The organism is Pedobacter sp. NEAU-ZC8 (assembly GCF_059278965.1).
Window position 1 is genome coordinate 191150 of record NZ_JCAJXC010000002.1, and the last position, 16976, is coordinate 208125.

The 16976-nt window shown below is 44.9% G+C and carries 16 protein-coding genes; 10 read left to right on the top strand and 6 right to left on the bottom strand.

Going from position 1 to position 16976, the window contains the following annotated elements:
- Positions 1 to 48: 48 nt before the first annotated feature.
- From AC5WJX_RS02585 to ruvX, 5 genes are read right to left on the bottom strand one after another with little or no spacing between them, the layout of a single operon-like run.
- On the bottom strand, positions 49 to 801 hold the full coding sequence (locus AC5WJX_RS02585; RefSeq protein WP_440428662.1) for a hypothetical protein: 753 nt from the start codon (positions 799 to 801) through the stop codon (positions 49 to 51).
- A gap of 46 nt (positions 802 to 847) precedes the next feature.
- Entirely contained in the window at positions 848 to 1774 is a 927-nt protein-coding gene (locus AC5WJX_RS02590) for a glucosaminidase domain-containing protein (RefSeq protein ID WP_494483229.1), read from the bottom strand.
- The gene (locus AC5WJX_RS02595; protein ID WP_494483230.1) at positions 1764 to 2339 is read right to left on the bottom strand and encodes a glucosaminidase domain-containing protein; all 576 of its coding nucleotides are present in this window, start codon (positions 2337 to 2339) and stop codon (positions 1764 to 1766) included. Before AC5WJX_RS02595 ends, AC5WJX_RS02590 begins: the two co-directional genes overlap by 11 nt.
- 2 nt (positions 2340 to 2341) lie before the next feature.
- Entirely contained in the window at positions 2342 to 2971 is a 630-nt protein-coding gene (locus AC5WJX_RS02600) for an O-methyltransferase (protein WP_440428658.1), read from the bottom strand.
- A gap of 19 nt (positions 2972 to 2990) precedes the next feature.
- Positions 2991 to 3404, bottom strand: coding sequence for a Holliday junction resolvase RuvX (gene ruvX / locus AC5WJX_RS02605; protein WP_494483231.1), 414 nt, complete (start codon positions 3402 to 3404; stop codon positions 2991 to 2993).
- Between the two features lie 188 nt (positions 3405 to 3592).
- On the opposite strand from ruvX, the gene AC5WJX_RS02610 reads away from it, so the two are divergent.
- The 10 genes from AC5WJX_RS02610 to AC5WJX_RS02655 all read left to right on the top strand — a co-directional run bounded on the left by AC5WJX_RS02610 (position 3593) and on the right by AC5WJX_RS02655 (position 15377).
- Entirely contained in the window at positions 3593 to 3943 is a 351-nt protein-coding gene (locus tag AC5WJX_RS02610; protein ID WP_494483232.1) for a hypothetical protein, read from the top strand.
- A 107-nt stretch (positions 3944 to 4050) separates the two neighbouring features.
- Positions 4051 to 4761 (top strand): ABC transporter ATP-binding protein, encoded by a 711-nt coding sequence (locus tag AC5WJX_RS02615; protein ID WP_494483233.1) that lies wholly within the window; start codon positions 4051 to 4053, stop codon positions 4759 to 4761.
- Between the two features lie 3 nt (positions 4762 to 4764).
- The gene (locus tag AC5WJX_RS02620) at positions 4765 to 6189 is read left to right on the top strand and encodes an ABC transporter permease (protein WP_494483234.1); all 1425 of its coding nucleotides are present in this window, start codon (positions 4765 to 4767) and stop codon (positions 6187 to 6189) included.
- Complete coding sequence (locus AC5WJX_RS02625) at positions 6186 to 7568, top strand: ABC transporter permease (protein WP_494483235.1); 1383 nt, start codon at positions 6186 to 6188, stop codon at positions 7566 to 7568. The genes AC5WJX_RS02620 and AC5WJX_RS02625 overlap by 4 nt, the downstream gene beginning before the upstream one ends.
- A 1-nt stretch (position 7569) precedes the next feature.
- Positions 7570 to 8631 carry a succinylglutamate desuccinylase/aspartoacylase family protein gene (locus AC5WJX_RS02630; RefSeq protein WP_494483236.1) on the top strand — a complete coding sequence of 354 codons (1062 nt, stop codon included), beginning with the start codon at positions 7570 to 7572 and terminating at the stop codon, positions 8629 to 8631.
- Between the two features lie 75 nt (positions 8632 to 8706).
- Positions 8707 to 11118 carry a TonB-dependent siderophore receptor gene (locus AC5WJX_RS02635; protein ID WP_494483318.1) on the top strand — a complete coding sequence of 804 codons (2412 nt, stop codon included), beginning with the start codon at positions 8707 to 8709 and terminating at the stop codon, positions 11116 to 11118.
- A 218-nt stretch (positions 11119 to 11336) separates the two neighbouring features.
- Positions 11337 to 12485 (top strand): DNA polymerase III subunit, encoded by a 1149-nt coding sequence (locus AC5WJX_RS02640; protein WP_494483237.1) that lies wholly within the window; start codon positions 11337 to 11339, stop codon positions 12483 to 12485.
- Positions 12486 to 12487: 2 nt separating this feature from the next.
- A complete protein-coding gene (locus AC5WJX_RS02645) occupies positions 12488 to 13966 on the top strand; it encodes a PSP1 domain-containing protein (RefSeq protein ID WP_494483238.1) in 1479 nt (492 codons plus the stop codon).
- Complete coding sequence (locus tag AC5WJX_RS02650; RefSeq protein ID WP_494483239.1) at positions 13959 to 14423, top strand: gliding motility lipoprotein GldH; 465 nt, start codon at positions 13959 to 13961, stop codon at positions 14421 to 14423. Before AC5WJX_RS02645 ends, AC5WJX_RS02650 begins: the two co-directional genes overlap by 8 nt.
- 57 nt (positions 14424 to 14480) lie before the next feature.
- Complete coding sequence (locus AC5WJX_RS02655; protein ID WP_494483240.1) at positions 14481 to 15377, top strand: Rpn family recombination-promoting nuclease/putative transposase; 897 nt, start codon at positions 14481 to 14483, stop codon at positions 15375 to 15377.
- A 1-nt stretch (position 15378) separates the two neighbouring features.
- On the opposite strand, the gene AC5WJX_RS02660 is transcribed toward AC5WJX_RS02655, so the two are convergent.
- Positions 15379 to 16680, bottom strand: a complete 1302-nt coding sequence (locus tag AC5WJX_RS02660) for a UDP-N-acetylmuramoyl-tripeptide--D-alanyl-D-alanine ligase (protein WP_494483241.1) — start codon at positions 16678 to 16680, stop codon at positions 15379 to 15381.
- Between the last annotated feature and the right edge of the window lie 296 nt (positions 16681 to 16976).

Genomic DNA, 16976 nt, shown 5'->3' on the forward strand with positions numbered 1-16976 from the left:
ACAAAGAAAACCAAAAATGTCGCTTTAAAAAAGTTTAAAGCCAATTTTTTAAAGCTGGTCTATCTTCACATTGGGTAAAGTTTGTAACCTCAAGGCCTTGGGATTCCGTTTGTAAGCGGCATAACTGTTCCGAAGGTAAACGATAAAAGCATACTCCGATGCGCTTAGCACAAAGGTGTAGCTCGGTCGGTACTGCTGCATGAAATCCGTGAGTTCAGGTTCCTTAATCCCCAGGACCTGCTGTACATACTCGGGTTTAAACTTGAAGTCGATGAGCTGTTCCTTATAATCCCTCTCCAGAATTTCCTGCAGGTGTCTGGCATTTTTGCCTTTTTTGCTTAACAGGTTGTAGATGGCATCGATGCCTAAGCCTACACCTCTGGAACCCAGGTTCAGTAGGTCTTTGGAACTTCCACGGGAGGTTGCATATTTGTATTCCTGCTGTGTTTTTTTATACTGCTCTTCGGGTGTTATTGGTTTACTGCCTACAATGGCAACCTCCTTAAGACGGATAAACAGCGGGTGCAACTGGAAGAAGACCGAATTCTGCCCATTGTAGATCAATGTATCCACGGCATAGCCCTGCAACGCAGCGAACAAGGTGTCGCCAAGCATCGCTTGCGTAGAAAACTCTCCTTTGGTATTGTTGTATAGCCCCTGGTCTGTTCTCGAGTTATAGATGTAAACTTTGGCAAGCCGCTGTTTACTGTCTTTATCAATCACAAAGCCCTGTACAGGTTTCTTCTGGGCGTATAATCCGGAGCACAACAGCAGCAGGAGCAGGGAACAGTAAAACTTCATTAATGCAAAATTACATGATCCGCCAGATGCCTGCGGCAGTTTAACATTATTTAACGACCTGCAGCTTTTGCCCGATTTTAATGCCCTCATCAAGCAAGGTATTCATCGATTGAAGCTCTTCTACCGTCAGGTTAAAACGCTTAGAGATGTTGTACAACGTATCTCCTTTGGTTACCATGTAATATTTGCCATCGATCACTGTTGTAGAGGTATTCAGGGCTGCGGGTACGGTCGGTGTTGCTGATGCCACCGCTGCCGGAGCAACTTTCTCGATCACCTGCGATTCGGTAATCACCTTTTGTGAAGGTGGCACGCTAACTGGCGTAAACTTCTTCTTTTCCTGTGGAATGTTCGCATTGATCTCCGTAAACACGCGATCCTCACGTCTCAACTTCTGCGCTTCCGTCTCCGGTTGGTCGTACTCATACAGCCTGTATTTCTCAATCAGGTTAATGAGCAAGTCCGGATATTTCGGATTGGTGGCATAACCAGCCTGTTTCAGGCCGTATGCCCAGTTCTTGTAATCGTTTTTATCCAGCTCAAACAAAGCACTGTAGCGCTTGCGCTTTAAGAATTCAGAATGATCTTTATAAGACTCTCGGGCATCATTATACACACGGAAACAGTCATTCCTTTTATCATCATCCTTGTAGTATCCTTTACCTTTCCAGTCTGAAGTTACTTTAACGCCGAAATGGTTATTTGCGAATTTAGCCAGGGTACTGTTGCCGCTTCCAGATTCAAGTATCCCTTGTGCAAGCGTGATACTTGCAGGAATACCATAGGCATTCATCTCTTCAATGGCTACGTCTTTGAACTTATCGATATAGCTTAATGTAGTATACGAAGGAATTTCCCCCTTGCCCTTTGTAGCATTACGTTCAATCTGGCGGTTGTTGCGGCTGTATTTGGCAGTTTTACAAGCCGAAAAGAATGCTACGGCCAGCAATAATAGTAGAATTCTATTTTTCATTGATCAATTTCACTTTTCTTACCGGCGCGGGTTTTAGTTTCTTGGTTAATGGTGCAACGGGACCCAGCATGCGCATGCTGGCCTCAGGGTCATTGTCGTACTTAAACAGTTCATACTTTTTAATCAAAGCAATCACTTGCGCAGACCAAACCTTGCTATGTGCGTAGCCGCCCTTTTGTATCCCTTTTGCCCAACTTGCATAGTCGCTGCCGCCGTATTTGGCGAACAAATTACTGAATGCTGTACGACTTTGCAAAAAGTCTATGAAATGATGGTAGGAATCTTCAACGCTGGAGTAGCCTTTATAGGAGGAGCGAATCTTTTTGCTGTTATTTTGGCCTTTAACGCCGAAATGGTTGTTCAGGTAGCGGGCAATTTTGCTGGTCCCAGCTGCGGATTCATGTATGGCAATGCCCAGGATAATGCTGGCTGGAATGTTGTTCTCGCGCATCAGTTGCTGCGCCAATGGAAGGTTTTCTTCAATGTAATTGCGAGTCGTCTGTGCAGAAGCCCCAAAGTGTAACAATCCTACACTTAGCAGTACGAACAGGAATTTTTTAACCATAGTTATTTTTTTCTGATGACAAATAAACCATCGCGTACAGGTAATATCAACTTCTCTACCTGCGGGTCTTTAGCAATCTTATCATTAAATGTAATAATATTTCTGGTATCTTTATCTTGTTGATTGCTAAGAACTTTGCCGCTCCATAACACATTGTCAACAATGATAAGTCCACCCGGACGCACTTTATCAATCACCAGATCATAATAGGCGCCGTTATTCTTTTTATCCGCATCGATAAATACCAGATCAAAAACTTCGTCCAGTTGCGGAATGTTTTGCATCGCATCACCAAGAAGGTACACAATCTGCTTCTCATATGCCGAATCCGCGAAGTTCCGGCGAACCATATCTTCCAATTCTACATTGATATCCAGCGTAAACAACTTACCCTCCGGCTGCAGTCCTTCTGCCAGACAAAGCGTAGCATAGCCCGTAAAAGTGCCTACCTCAAGGATACGTCTGGGGTTTACCAGCTTGCTCAGCATACTCAATACACGACCCTGATAGTGGCCCGAAAGCATCCGTGGCATCAGCACCTTCAGGTTGGTTTCGCGGTTTATCCGTTGCAGCAATTCGCTTTCCGGCTCGCAGTATTGTAGTAGTAAATTTTGCAGGTCTTCGTTGATCATGTGTTTGCTGGTATTTGAATTAACGGCGACTTTCCATGAAATATTGTAATATCAAGGTCGCCGAGATGGTATCCACCCGTTCTTTATTCTGCCTGTCGCTCTTTTTAAAGCCACTTTGCATAATGGCTTGCTGTGCCATTTTAGAGGTAAAACGCTCGTCTACCCAGAACTGCGGTATATGCGGGAATTGCTTTTTCAGGATTCTGGAAAAACCCACTACATGCTGCGCACTGTCTGATGGTGTGTTGTCCATCTGCTTGGGATCGCCAAGCACAAAAGCCTCTACCTGCTCCGTTAACAGGTATTTACTGAGGTAAGCGATAATGTCTTTTGGATGAATAGTGTCCAGCCCGGTAGCGATGATTTGAAGCGGATCAGTAACGGCAATGCCAATTCTTTTGGTGCCATAATCAAAGGCTAGTATTCTGGGCATAGGATTTTTATATAAGCAATAAGCAGCTGTGTTTGAAAGGCAAAGGTAAGGAATTAATTTTTGGGCGTATTTTAGGGCATTGGACCTTGTAAAACATGTAAAGAAGGCTTTACAAAGGAGTGCAAACCTAAACTTTACACAAAAGATGCTTGCAAATCTTACATAATAGCCCAACTTTGCAGACCAGCATGCACAAACTAAGGAACATACTTTCTGTATTCGTTGCTTACCTGTTATTGTTTGTATTCTCAACAATCCAGGTCACTGAGGTCATTCACAACCATGTGGAAGACCATCATGTGCTTAGTCATGCAGATTTGAAAAAGCAATCTTCAGAAATAACCCTCGCTGATTCCGTGCAGAAATGTAAGTTCTGTAAAGATCTATCAAGTCAGCAGATTGCTTTCTCTCCACTTGAAATCGCTACGTTCGATTTTGCGATTACAGGACCTTCAGTAGCAGTTATAGCTGCATCTGGGCACAAACTGTTTGATACAGCCGTTAACACCTGGACAAACAAGGGCCCACCAATTTCCTAAGCTTTCCTATTTAGAGCTGCTGTTCTTCTACATCCGGTAGTTGCCAGCTGCTATATATTCATTTCCTGTACGCAAGCGTATCTCAGGTCCATTTTTAATATATTTTTATGCAGTTTATTTTAGAAGCCGAAGGCCTCTCCAAGAATTATGGAGAGAAAAAAGCCTTGAGCGCACTTAACCTCCAATTGTCAAAAGGCGAGATATTCAGCCTGCTGGGGCCTAATGGCGCCGGAAAATCTACCACCATCAATCTGTTTCTTGGCTTTATCAAACCCTCAGCAGGTAGCGCCCGGATCAATGGCGTCAATGCAGCTGAGGATCCTGTAGGAATTAAAGAACATCTGGCCTACATACCCGAACAAGTAATGCTGTACCAGAATCTTACCGGACGTGAAAATTTGTCTTTACTAAGCGCCCTTGCAGGCTATGAATATGGCTTGCCAGCGCTGGACCAGTTTCTTATCGATGCAGGACTGCAACCCGATGCCATCAATAAACGTGTGGGTAGCTATTCTAAAGGCATGCGGCAGAAAGTTGGTATTGCTGCTGCCGTTGCGAAAAACGCTAAGGTGCTGCTCCTGGATGAGCCAACATCAGGATTAGATCCCAAGGCAAGCAACGAATTTTCAGAACTCCTGCTTCGCCTGAGTAAGGCAGGGACCACCATCTTTATGGCTACACACGACATCTTCCGCGCCCGTGAAGTAAGTCAACGTATCGGCATCATGAAGGCTGGCTCGCTCATCGATCAGCTCAGTGCTGAGAAGTTAAATGCTGGTGAATTGGAGCAGTTGTACCTCGATTATATGAAAGGATAGAAAATGATCAGAAACATCACTCAAAAAGAACGAATTAGTGCTATCCGGGACAAGCGTTTCATTATTCTGGGCAGCATCATCCTGCTGCTGCTGCTTACCGCGGCAGTAACCGGGATGATCAATTATAAGGTGCTTGCTGCAGAACGAGCGCTTGCGCAATCTACGGCGACAGAGAACTTTAAGAATCAGCCTGACAGGCACCCACACCGTGTCGCACATTATGGCTCATATGCTTTCCGGCCAAAGTCAGTACTCAGTTTTCTGGATTTTGGCCTCGACTCCTATACCGGAACCATGGTATACCTGGAGGCCCATCAGCAAAACAGCGCCAACTTCAGCCAGGTGCAGCAATCAGGTGCCATGATCCGATTTGGCGAGATGACCATAGCTTTTGTTATGCAATGGCTCATCCCTTTGCTGATCATATTTCTATGCTTCAACACTTTTACCTTAGAACATGAGGAGGGTACACTGAAAGTATTGCTCAGTCAGGGTATCAGCATGAAAGCAATCGCAAAAGCAAAGCTGCTGGGGTATATTCAGGTCATCAGCATGATTGTGTTGCCGGCATTCTTTTTTGTCTTTCTATTTGTACTCAGTGTGAACGACTTTACCATAGATGGAGGACTGGTGCTTCGAACGCTTGGTTTCATGTTCAGCTACCTCCTTTATTTCTTCATTTTTATCGCTGGTTCTATTTTGATTTCTGCATTTAATCAACATTCCAGAACCGCACTGGTTACCTTACTCGGCATTTGGATTTTTAGTATCGTGTTGATGCCAAAAGCACTTAGCAATCTCGGCAGCTCGCTTTACGAAGAACCTTCAAAAGCAGCAATGGATGCTAGTGTTCACGAAGAATCCAAAAACGGGATTGATGGACACGACCCCATGGACGAGCGCCTGGCACAATTTAAACAGGAACTGCTGAAAAAATACAAGGTCGACTCTTTGAGCCAACTACCTGTGAACGTCGATGGGCTCGTCATGGCCTTAGGAGAGGAAAGTAGTAGTAAAATTTATCAGGAGCATTTTGATGAGCTGGTAACAATTTATGAAGATCAGAACAGGCTTTCCGTTTGGGGTGGTTTTATCAATCCATATCTCGCCATCCGGAACATATCGATGTCCATGGCCGGCACAGATTTCTTCCACTATGTAGACTTCTTAAACGCTGCGGAAAAATATCGATATCAGCTTACCCAACACCTGAATAATCTTCAGGCAACCAAAGTGTCCTATAAAGATAAAGCAACGAGGCTCGACAATCAGGTCTATGCCAGCTATCCACCTTTTTACTACCGGGGGCCGGCATTCATAAAGGCACTAAGCAATGTCGCCGTTTCTATTGCCGCGCTTATCTTTTGGACAGCGTTTGTCTACGCATTAATCATCATTACCATGAATAAAAAGAAAAACTTAATATGAAGCAATTACGCATCCTACTTCATTTTGAATGGCTGAATTTCCGCACCGAAAGAAGCCTCGTGGCTTTCTGCATCCTGATGCTGTTATGTGGCTTCTATGGAATCTTCTCCGGACATCATGAAATTGAAAAACAGCGAAACAAACTCACCGGACTGGAGCAGATCTATCAAAACAACATCGCTGAAATGGCTGAAAAGTTCCCCGACAGCGCTGACGCTGGCGATATCGGCTATTACCACTCAGCCTTTGCTAAAAATGTTCCCGATAACTGGGCAGCTCTGGCAATCGGTCAGCGCGACGTGAGTCCTGCGTACCTCAAGATCCGGTTGTTGGCCGTGCAAAACCAATTATATAATTCTGAAAATACCAATCCATTAAAACTTGCAACAGGAAGCTTCGACCTGTCTTTTGTGATGGTATTCCTCCTGCCGCTGTTTATTATTGCGATCAGCTTCAACCTGTTATCTGCGGAAAAGGAACAAGGTACCTTGCGTCTTCTTTTGGCACAGCCGCTCAGGTTATCTACCTTATTCATTGCCAAACTCCTGTTTCGGTTTATGATCATTGCCACAATGGTTTTAATCCTCTCTTTCAGTGCTTTATGGTCGACAGGTGCTCAGGTCGACCTTCGGGCCTTCTATTGGATTTCAGGTGTGCTGTTGTATGCACTTTTCTGGCTTGGCGTGTCTTGTGCCATCGCAGCAATGCAACGTAGCTCAGCCTTCAATGCGATCAGCCTTTTAGGTGTGTGGCTGCTGCTCGCCGTTATTGCTCCAGTGCTCATTAATGCGGCTACAGATATCTCTAAGCCAGTACAGGAAGGACTGGAACTTACTATGATACAGCGGGAAGCCGTTCATGGTGGATGGGATAAGCCGAAAACAGAAACCATGCAACGGTTTTTCCAATATTACCCCCAATATAAAAACACAGGCTCCGTAGAAGGTGACTTCAGATGGAAGTGGTACTACGCTTTTCAGGAGCTTGGAGACCGCTCCGTAGAGAATTTATATCAGGCATATCGGCAAAAGATGCTGGATCGTCAGGCCCTTACCTCTACACTGAGCGCGGTTAGTCCGCCCGCAAAACTGCAGGAAATGCTTAACGCCATCGCCGGGACTGACCTGCAGCAACACCTGGATTTTATTGCCGGCACAAAAGCATACCATGAAGAACTGAAGGGTTTTTATTACCCATACTTGTATCAAGACCGTGCCTTCCAACACGCTGATTTCTCAAAAGAACCTCAGTATACCTTCCAAGCTGTACCAGATTACGCAAAAGCCAATGCTGGGCTGCTGGTTTTATTCATAGCAAATGCAGTAGCCTTAGTGTCAACGCTGATCATCTTCAAATTAAATACTCAAGAACTTAAATGATATGCTGAATAGATTTTTATACCTGCTTCCGATGATGATCTTGATGATCACACATCGCTTGTCTGCACAGGTGAAGCCCTTTTTTATCGTTGGGAAAGAAATAGCGGCTGGACAAAAGTCATCCTTTTCTATTCCCGTTAGTACGGGGCAGGACAGCACCACCATACCCATGACGGTACTTCATGGTGCAAAGCCGGGCCCTGTGCTGTTGATCACCGCCGGTGTCCATGGATATGAGTACCCACCGATTCTTGCTGCGCAAGCTTTTGCACGAAAGCTACAACCTGCACAAATGGCTGGAACGATCATTATTGTTCATCATGCAAACCTGCCATCTTTCCTGAAGAGAAGTATCGCAATCAATCCACAGGATGGAAAGAACCTGAACCGGGTGTTTCCGGGGAAGCAAGATGGTACCATTACGGAGCGCCTGGCCTGGATTATTTCCAATCAGATTATTGCAAAGGCCGACTATATGATCGACGTACATGCAGGTGATGCGCAGAACGATCTGATGCCCTATTCCGGCTATTACAACTATTTTGATACACCTGAATTATCTGAGAAAGGGCGGCAACTGGCGCTGGCGCTGGGATTTGAAACCATCGTGAAGTTTGGCAATGAACGATCCTTGAAAGAAGCCTCCATTTACTGCTCCAGGGAAGCCATTAAGCGCAATATTCCGGCAGTAGACATCGAATGTGGCCGTTATGGTATGGCTGAGCCACAGTTCATAGCTTTAATACTAAAAGCGCTCGATAATGTGTCCAAGTCACTGAAGATTGTAAATGGAGCACCTGCCAGTCCGGTGAAAGCCCAGTATATCGAAAAGCGAACAAGTATAGACAGCAAGTTTACCGGGTTCTTTCGGAGTGCTCATAAAGCGGGAGAAAGGATTGCAAAGGGTAGCAAGATTGGACAGATAACAGATCTGTTTGGAAATCATCTGCAGGACATCATCTCACCTGTTGACGGAATTATTCTGTACATGAATGCGACACCGCCAATTTCAGCAGGCGAAAACTTGTTCAGCATCGGACATCTACCAAAAATAAAATTTTAGCGAACAAGCATGCACTATTTTCAATTTAGCCGGCTTGTTCAACAGGCTCTTTTATCCGTGTTGTTGCTCTTGAGCATGATAACGGCTCGTGCGCAATCGTTTAATGGTTCCTTGAATGGCCGGGTAACAGATGTTCAAGGTAAAGCCTTGCCTGACATCAACATTAGGCTTGAAAACAGCAACGAGGGCATCAGCAGCAATGCCGCAGGGCATTTTAACATCCCTCAATTGAAGCCAGGTAAGTATGTTATCTGGCTTTCCGGGATTGGCTACAAGCGCCTGCAACAAACGATTACCATTGAAGCTGGGAAAGTCAGTGAACTGGGCTTTATGCTCAGTGCCGACGAACTTGGGCTGCAACAGGTTGAAATTCTCGGGCGAAAAGGTAGTTCTTACAAAAGCGACTACACCTTTGGAGCTACAAAAACAGCGACCTACCTGAAAGATGTTCCACAGGCGGTAAGTATTGTGACAAAGGAGCTTATTGCCGACAGGCAAATGGAAAAAGCCTGGGAGGTTACCAAAATGATGAGTGGTGTAAATCGGTATTCAAACTACAATGACCTTGTGATCCGTGGCTTCCGCAGCGGGGAGAATCAACCCAGGTTAATCAACGGACTACGTGCTGCATTTGGTTATTTTGACCAGCCGGTTACAGCCAATCTGGAGCGGGTGGAAGTAATAAAAGGGCCAGCATCTGCATTATTCGGTAACGCAGTGCCTGGTGGAACCATAAACTTTGTAACCAAAAAACCGCTTGCTGAGAAGCGCAGCAGCTTGACTTTTTCGGGAGGCAGCTTCAACACCATCCGCGCGGCAGCAGATGTTACCGGGCCACTTGTGAATGACAGTACCATTCTTTTCCGGGTGAATGCCGCGTACAGCAATGCGGAGAGTTTTCGTAGCCTGCAGTTCAGTGAAAACGTCATGTTGGCCCCCTCTTTCAGCTTTATACCCTCTGAAAAGACCTCCATCAATGTGGATCTGGTATTCAGTCAGAATAACAGTAAAATTGACCGCGGACAACCGGTTTTTGGTGCCAGTGCAGCTGGCGACATCTTTGCTACGCCGATCTCGCTGGCCATTGCTGCACCCAATGACTTCTATAAAGTTCGAAATCTCCAGTTGAATGCTGGTCTAACTCACGACTTCTCTGAAAACCTGTCTTTAAACCTTTCCTATATGAAGTTTGGTTGGGATGAAAAGCTGTTGGAACATCGAACCTCGAATGTTTTTGCTGTGGATGGGCAGGGTCAGGAAGTGCCTTCGAAGGTGGCCATGCAGGTGTTTGACAGACTCCAGAAGATCTCGTCTGATAATATCAATGGATTTTTCAGGCAGAAGGTTTCCCATGGAATTTTCAAGCATACCCTTTTGCTTGGCTACGACCATATTCAGCAAATCAGGCCTGAAGGCAGCAGTCAGAATGTTGCCAGAGGTTACCGGAATGCCAACAATGATGGTGTAATCTCCAGTTTTGATCCAGCAAACAGTCAGGCTTACCTGCTTGATGAAGCTGGCGATCCGGTGCCAAACGTAGCGCACTTCGATTTGAACAATGTACAGTATCCGATCCGCAACACCGACAAGTACCTATTTAGTCCTACGGTCTTTGCACCAAGCAAGTACACGATCAATGCCTTCTACCTGCAGGATCAGATTGCTTTTAAAAAGTGGCAGGTACTGCTTGGCCTCAGACAGGAGTTTTATACGGATTTTACAAATCACAATCTGCAGAGCGAGTCAAAGGTAACCCAACAAGCCCTGATTCCTAGGGTTGGACTGATTTACAGTCTTACCTCAACCATAAACCTATATGGCACCTACACGGCCGGATATCAGCCTCAAAGTCCCTCTACTTTCACGAACCCAAACAATGGCGGTCCATTTGATCCTTCTACAAGCAATATGATCGAAGCTGGTGCTAAAGGCGGCTTCTTCAACGATAAACTCGCGCTAAACCTTTCCTTTTACCAGATACGTCAGAACAATGTGCTCGTAACCGCTAATGATCCGGTAAACCCTGATTTACTACGACAACGTGGCGCTGAACAGTCGCGGGGTTTTGAACTTGAGGCTATTGGAAATATTTTGAGCAATCTGTCTATAAACGCAAACTATGCCTACAATGAAGCAGTAATTACCAGAGGAATACCTGCAGAAGTCGGCCTTCAGAAAGCAAATGCACCCAAGCATTTAGCGAACGTTTGGCTGAAGTACAGCATTATCCAGGGCAAGCTGTCCAGACTGGGCTTTGGAGGCGGAATGAACTACAGCGCAGCACGGAATACAGAGCTATTTACCCTGCAGTTGCCTTCGTACACCACCGTTGACCTGGCAGCATATTACACGATGAATAAACTTCGGTTTGGCATGAACATGAATAATATTCTGGATAAGAAGCATTGGATTGCCGGGTATAATTATACCAGGATCTTCCCGGGAACGCCAAGAAATATGATGATCAGCATAACGAAGCTTTTTTAATGCCAAATCAATCCTTGCAACGTACTTGCTTCGTCGTTGCAAGGTAGTTGCTTCGTGTTTGCTACGTGTGGAGACGTAGCAAACACGTTTCAACCGCGCTTCAAGCGCCTTGGAGATCTCTTTCTATTATAGGCTTAATTTACAAAAGATCGCGACCTGATCCAATCCGGTCGAACTGCATGCTACAGGTTCCTGAAAAATTCACTATTTTGCAGAAAATGCAGTTTAAAGATATCATAGGTCAGCAAGCCGTTAAGCAACATTTGATTCAAACCGTAAAGGAGAACCGGATCAGTCATGCGCAGCTTTTTCTAAGCTGTGATGGCAGTGGTGCGCTGGGATTGGCAATTGCCTATGCGCAATACATTAACTGCTTAAGCAAAACAGCGACAGATAGTTGCGGTACTTGTTCTTCCTGCAGGAAATATGAACGCTACATTCATCCCGATCTGCATTTCTCCTACCCGTTTTTCGCATCTAAAGATGTGCGGGTGGCGGTAGATGTACTTGAAGAATGGCGGACAATGTTGCTTCAGGACCCTTACGTGGATATGAATAGCTGGCGGGCCCGGTTAAATGCGGAGAATAAGCAAGCGAACATCAACATTGCAGAGTGTCACGATATCATCAAAAAATTAAGTTATAAAGCTTTTGAAGGTGACACTAAGGTACTGATTATGTGGCTTCCGGAGTATCTGGACCGGGGTGCAAATGCACTGTTGAAGATCATTGAGGAACCACCTGAAAATACCTTGTTTATTCTGGTGGCCAACCATCAGGACCAGATCCTTTCTACGCTTTTATCCAGAACACAGATCACCAAGGTGCCTAAACTTTCAGATGAAGATATCCAGGAATACCTGATGGAAAAGCATCAACTGCCAGCCGAGCAGGCTGCAGAATACAGCTTTTTGGCAGACGGAAACCTCATTGAAGCGCGTTTGCTGGTCGAAAATGCGGCCAACAACAATGCTGAGCTGTTTGCAGATTGGTTACGTATGGGTTTCAAAGGTGATGTACCTGGAATGATGGGTTTTGTAGATAAAGCTGCGTCCTGGGGGCGGGAGAATCAAAAGAATTTTCTACGCTATGGCATCAGTTTTTTGAGGGAATGCAGCCTGCTGCTGAGTGGTGCGGACGCCTTGGTAAAATTGCCGCCACGTACCCTGGATACGGCTCGAAAGCTAAGTACCCACGTGCTCGATCTGAACATGGCAGATGCCATTATTTCGGAGTTGGAGCTGGCGCACTACCACATCGAGCGGAATGCCAACCCGAAAATACTCTTTTTAGATGTATCTTTGCAGTTGGTAAAAACAATAAAATTTAAATCGTTCCCGAAAGGGACTCAATATATATATAATTAACTATGGGATGTGGAAGTTGTTCTACAGGTGGCGGTTGCGCCCCCTCTGGCTGCAAAAGTAATGGCTCCTGCCTTACTGGAGGTTGTCAGAAATTAGAAGTTTACGATTGGCTGTCCAACCTGGACATGCCCTCCAATTATATACCGTTTCAAGTAATCGAAGTCAAATTTAAAGGTGCAAGGAAAGAATTTTTTCTAAACAGCGAGAACATATATCTGGAAATTGGTGAGCTGGTGGCTGTTGAAGGCCCTACTGGCGGTTACGATATCGGTCACGTGTCTTTGACCGGTGAGCTGGTACGAATGCAGATGAAACGCCGTAAGACCAACATGGATCAGGTAACGCGAAAAGTGTACCGTAAGGCTACAGAAGCAGACGTTGAAAAATGGAAAATTGCCAAAGGCTTAGAATGGGAAACCATGCACAAGGCCCGCACACTTGCGCTGGATCTGCGTTTATCGATGAAGATCAGTGACGTAGATTATCAGGGCGACAAGACCAAAGCGACTTTCTTCTATACTGCAGAAGGACGGGTAGATTTCCGTGAACTGATTAAAAAGATGGCGGAGACGTTCAGGATCCGCATCGAAATGCGTCAGATCGGTATGCGTCAGGAAGCTGGAAGATTAGGCGGTATCGGCTCTTGTGGCCGTGAGCTTTGCTGCTCTACCTGGCTAACGAATTTCAAAACCGTATCTACCGCTGCGGCAAGGTATCAAAACCTGTCTTTAAATACTTTAAAGCTGGCCGGGCAATGTGGTAAGCTGAAGTGTTGCCTGAACTATGAGCTTGATACCTATTTGGATGCCCTGAAGGATATTCCGGATCGTATAGACAGTCTGCAAACGGAGATTGGCGTTGCCCGTCACCAAAAGACCGATATTTTCAAGAAGATCATGTGGTTCAGCTATCCAAATGCGGAAGACTGGATACCATTGAAGGTAGATCGCGTGAAAGAGATCATGGCCATGAATAAAAAGGGTCAGAAACCGGTTAACCTTAAAGAGGAAGCCTTTGAACTGGCGAGTTCAAAACCAGTTGAAAAGGTGCTGGATTACGAGAATGTTGTTGGGCAGGATAGTTTAACCCGCCTGGATGACCGGTCAAGGAATAAGAATCAGCGTAATAACAATAATAAGAAACAGGAACGTCCTCCACGTGCGGTTCAGCAGCGTCATGCAAATGATGCGCAGAAAAAGCCTGATCAAGCACGTACTGATGCTCCTAAAGCTGAAAATAAGCGTCGTGAAGGCAGACCGCAGGACGGGAAAAGACCTGAGGGTAAACGGCCGGAACAAAGACGTCCAGATCCGAAAAAGAACACGGTTGATATGCCTTTGGCAGAGCCTGGTCTGGTGATCTTACCGGGCGCTGCAGCTGCTGAAGGGCAGCCTGGAGCAAAACCTGCAGGCAACCGGAACAACAGAAACAGGAATAACCGAAGAAGGAAGCCGGCCCAGGATAAGCCTAAAGATGAATAAGATTAAGTATTTTCTATTGATAGCCATTATTTGTATCGCAGCCATTGGTTGCGATACAAATAACCTGGCAGATCTTAACGTGTCCATGCCTAAACGCAACTGGAGTTACGTGAATAAGGTCAAAGCAAGCATAGAGATCACAGATCATACTAAGCCCTATACGGTGTATTTCAAGCTCCGCCATACCGCAGATTACCGCTACTCCAACATCTTTGTGTTGCTGCATATCAAGGCGCCGGGACAGCAGAAAATGACCCGCAGGTTTGAATATAAGCTTGCAGAAAAGGATGGGCAGTGGCTGGGTTCGGGTTCAGGAAACTTGTTTACTTACAAGCTGAACATGTTAACCAATTACCATTTCCCTGCGAATGGAAAGTACGAGTTGGAGATTGAGCAGAATATGCGCGACAATCCGCTTAAGGAAGTCAGTGATGCTGGCATTACAGTTTCATACTAAAAGTTAAAACAATTTCCTTTCAGTTGTTTTCGGTTTGATGAATGCTTATCTTTAAGTATGAGCAAACCTCTTGTGCCCAAAGTAGGCAAGTACATCGACCCCTTAGTTGATTTTGCATTTAAGAAGATCTTTGGTACGGAACCTAATAAGGACTTGTTACTCGCTTTTCTCAATGCAGTATTTAGAGGACGAAAGCACATTGTTGATCTTGTTTTTAATAAAAATGAGCATCCAGGTGATCTAAAACATGAGGGTTCAGCAATCTTTGATCTGCTTTGTACCGGCGAAAACGGCGAACAGATATTGATTGAAGTACAAAGAGCAAGGCAGACGCGCTTCAAGGAGCGGGCGTTATTCTATACCTCAAGGCTCATTAGTGAGCAGGCACCAAAAGGAGACCGTGCGGCCTGGGGCTATAACATCTCAGAGGTTTACTTAATTGCGCTGCTGGAGAACTTCCGCTTAGAGGATGTACCGAGCTTGCAGTACTTGCATGATATTTGCCTGTGTAACAGGGATACCGGTAAAGTATTTTATAACAAACTTGGATATACTTATATTGAATTAAGTAAATTTGATAAAACAGAAGACAGTTTAGAAACGGATCTGGAGAAGTGGTTTTATGTACTCAAGAATATGAGTAAAATGCATAAGATTCCGGTTTACTTTCGGAAGCCCATTTTTGAAAAACTGTTCGAGATCGCTGAATATTCAAATCTGACGAAGGAGGAAAAAACGATGTATGATCAAAGTCTGAAATACAAGTGGGATAATGAGAGTGTGATGGAGTACGCTGTGTCTACGGCGAAAGAACTGGGAATGGCAGAGGGACTTGCAGAGGGTGAGCACAAAAAAGCTTTGGACATCGCCTTGAAGATGAAGAAAGAAGGTTTCCCGATCGACCAAATTGCTAAATTCACCGACCTGTCTACTGAAGAAATTGAGCAGCTTTAGCCTATAATAAAGGTAATAGTTGCTCTAAAGCCATTCCCCTGGAACCTTTAAGTAACACCAGGCTGTCTTTAACCGGATGCTGCTCCAAATGATTTTTTGCAGCCATAGTATTTTCAAAAAAAGTGCCTTTTAAACCTTCTTTATTCGCGTAGAAATCTTTTCCGATCAAGATCAGCTCATCGAGGTTCAGGCTTTCGGCAAGTTCTGCAACTTTCCGATGTTGTTCAGCAGAAGCTTCACCCATCTCAAACATATCTGCAATTATAGCAACCTTTTTGTCAGCTGTTAGTGCTTTCAGGTTTCTTAAAGCCGCCTCCATACTGCTTGGATTGGCATTATAGAAGTCGCATATCACCTGGTTGCTTGCTGTTTTGGTAAGCTGTGAGCGGTTGTTGTTGGGTTGATAGGTCATCAGTCCCTGATTAATTTCAACTGCAGAGACACCGAAGAAATCGCCGATGCAGATTGCACCAAGAATATTCTCGAAGTTATAGGTACCTGTGAGGTTTGTTTTGGTGTGATATTGCTTTCCCGCCGTGCTCCAGGAAATCTGCAAGTACGGATCGGATTGCTCCAGATTACCTGAAACGCGGTTCATAGGGTCCGTACCGTAGAAAACGACTTCATTAAGTCCTGTTTGCTGAACCAGTTCCAGGAGTATTGCGTTATCCTTATATATAAAGGTATAGCCTTGAGCGGCGGCAAGCCACTTGTAGAGCTCTGATTTACCAATTTTTACCCCTTCAAAGCCGCCAAAACCCTCAAGATGTGCATGGCCAATGTTTGTGATCAAGCCATGCGTAGGCTGAGCGATGCTGCATAGAAATTCAATTTCTTTTTTATGGTTCGCACCCATCTCGACAATGGCAATTTCTACATCAGTGCCGATAGCGAGTACGGTTAATGGTACCCCGATGTGGTTGTTCAGGTTGCCTTTGGTTGCAAGTGTTTTGAATTTAGTACTAAGTACCGCGTTGATCAGCTCTTTTGTTGTGGTTTTGCCATTGCTGCCGGTTAATCCGATAACAGGAATGGTAAGTTGGCTGCGGTGATACCGTGCCAGTTCCTGTAAGGTGGTAAGGACGTCGTCTACCAGAATGCAGCGGTCGCTAGTGGCATATTCTGGATTGTCAATGATGGCATAAGCGGCACCAGCCTCCAGTGCGCTTGCAGCAAAGGTATTTGCATCGAACTTATCTCCTTTTAAAGCAAAAAAGAGGCATCCAGGTTCTATTGCCCTAGTATCTGTGCAGATAAGAGGGTTTTGAAGAAAACGGGTATATATAGAATCGATATTGCTCATAAACTTAGGACTTGCGCAGTAAAATTATATATAATAATCTATTCAAAGGTTTGGATTATTAACCTAATTCTGTCGATAAAACCAAACACCAACTCAAACGCCAGAAAACACCATAGAACTATACTTAAAATTTCTAACTATTAGGCTCAACTTTTTGATCTCGCAAAAGAGGAGTTTCTTGTTGTTATCTGTTTTTTAATTACATCAACATATTGAAAAACAGGTATTTACACGTGTGTTGGTTGGGCTGTTGTGGATTGTTTTTTGACGAATTTCCAATTGATCATACAACCTAA